This is a genomic window from Serratia sp. HMSC15F11, from assembly GCF_001808215.1.
Taxonomy (GTDB): domain Bacteria; phylum Pseudomonadota; class Gammaproteobacteria; order Enterobacterales; family Enterobacteriaceae; genus Serratia; species Serratia nevei.
Genome location: NZ_KV792426.1, coordinates 1 through 2,139, shown reverse-complemented (window position 1 = coordinate 2,139; position 2,139 = coordinate 1). Strand labels below are relative to the sequence as shown.

Annotated in this window: 3 protein-coding genes; all 3 read right to left on the bottom strand. The window is 41.7% G+C overall.

The window, feature by feature from the left end; all coding sequences use genetic code 11:
• Positions 1 to 315 precede the first annotated feature (315 nt).
• Positions 316 to 786 (bottom strand): Imm26 family immunity protein, encoded by a 471-nt coding sequence (locus HMPREF3138_RS08135; RefSeq protein ID WP_038873827.1) that lies wholly within the window; start codon positions 784 to 786, stop codon positions 316 to 318.
• A 430-nt stretch (positions 787 to 1,216) separates the two neighbouring features.
• Positions 1,217 to 1,630 (bottom strand): NTF2 fold immunity protein, encoded by a 414-nt coding sequence (locus HMPREF3138_RS08130; protein WP_038873821.1) that lies wholly within the window; start codon positions 1,628 to 1,630, stop codon positions 1,217 to 1,219.
• Positions 1,631 to 1,642: 12 nt separating this feature from the next.
• On the bottom strand, positions 1,643 to 2,139 hold a 497-nt coding region (locus HMPREF3138_RS27450), incomplete at its 5' end, for a DNA/RNA non-specific endonuclease (protein WP_071605597.1).

Genomic DNA, 2,139 nt, shown 5'->3' with positions numbered 1-2,139 from the left:
AGGTGCGCGTCGATGTCGCTCTGCGGGCTGCGCTCGCCCAGCAGGTTATCCGCCAGCGCGCCCGGTTTGCCCTGATTGGGTTCGCGGTGTTGCAGCAGGCGGCCTGCCATATAATCTTAACCATTTGATTTCATAATAATTTTTAAAGAGCTAAATATTAACTTTTCACGATTTATTTCACCGAAAATCAGCTGAGAATGGACTGATGTGAATTTCGCTGACACATCATCCAGATATTCCGTCACCCCATTCGAGCCCCCCTTATACTTAGATGGCTCTCAATTGAATAATCTATTAGACATCATCATTTGAAAATTAAATGGCTAGCAATTTTCGCACGTGCATGTCATTACTAGGCATATATGGCGGATAATGTTCCGAGTCTTTATCAGAAATATTTTCACTATTCCCATACATATCTACTTTCTTTCTATTCCCTAAAGCCCCATACACAAAATAGGTATTTTCGAATTTTTTAACCAGCCCTTCCTGATGACCTATAATTCTCCACTCACCAGAGATTTTTTTATCAAACAGACTATATGCATTCAAAATTATTGGGTGTGATCCCACTTGTGGATTTGAGAACAGACCATCTGGCACTTTCGGCTCTTTAGAGAATACATCAAATATTTCTGCCGAGTGACCAATGCTAACCTTAGATATAATCCGCCCAAAACCATACTTTTCATCTGTTAGCTTAAAGCAGAATAAATAACCCGGTTTAATAAATCTGAGCATTGTCCTTGGTTTCTTTTCCCAGCCCCAAAACTCGAGTTTACTCATCAACATTTACCTCCTAACACTTTCTTATTCCATAAGCATCTTTAAATGCTACTGCGCGAGGATCTGCACGGCCGTTATCGATTGAGTTTTATTTATTTCTTCTATTGGCCTGAGATATTTCCTCACCTATAACACCAGTGCGCGTTTTATATTTCTCTATATAATACTGCTCATAACCACGGGCTTGACCATACTTGACGGCTTCGTAGTTTTAACACGCTACCGCCCACGCCGTTATTGGTTTAACAGCTAATAGGTTACAGGTACCTACTCGATGGTATGGTGGCATCAAGTAGTCCTGTTTCGTGGTGTTCTATCAACCTAAAGGCGTCGCGCTAACCGGACCAGCACAGGTTGCCCCCCTTCACGGCTAGGATCATCACTCTTGCTACGCCAAACTACCTCTTCAAAAAAGAGTCGTTATTAAAAATCAAAGGTAGCACTGTTTCCATTTTTCAATACCATTATCGTCATCAAGCCACTCTTTTTTATCAATACGCCATTCATCATTTTTTAGATGCAGGGTATATCGATATTTATTTTTAAATCCCGTATGCTGTTGAGTGACAAAAACTGCCTTGTTTTTGTTTATTTCAGAACTTAGCACCTCTTCGCTAGGAGAATATTCTGGTGGTTCACTACAAGATAGGGATGTTTGACGACCTTGCTTCCTTTCCTTCACCGTACAGAACTTATTGAATATCTCATCAAGTTCATCTTTCAACACAACCTTAATATTTTCCGAGTCATCTGCAGAAAGCAGTGGATAGCATCTCATTTCCCACTCATTCATCTTCATTATGAAATTAGTTAAAACATCTCTTGCTACTTCTACCGTTTCCATAACTCACCCCTATCAGTTCGTAAATATTCGACCAAGTACTTTTTGACCGTTTTGGAATACATCGTACTGTATCGATGTTGGTCTTGTACCACCATTAGCATATTTGAAAGTCCATTCAATATCGACCGCACCTTGCTTATTTACAAATTTACGAACCGAGTCCTCAAATGTCCTATACTGCCCACGATTCACTCCTGGTAACTGCGGGAATACATTTCCCTTTCCACCTTGGCCCCCCAGTACTTTTGCTAATATATGCCCCGCATCATCTGTCTGATATCCCATAGCCCTCGCAGCATCACGAGCACTCGTATTAACTGCAGTGCCTGTTTTGAGATCTGCTGGTGTTACAGTTGCCTTGGCTGAGAGTATTGCTCCATTTTTACCATGTGTTAAGGTCGGACACTTCGCTAGCCCCCATGGATCTATCCAAGTTAAAGGATTTGGCCCATAAGCATATAAATTCAGCCCGCCTTCCAACCCTATCGGATCCTGCGTGGTGAAACGCC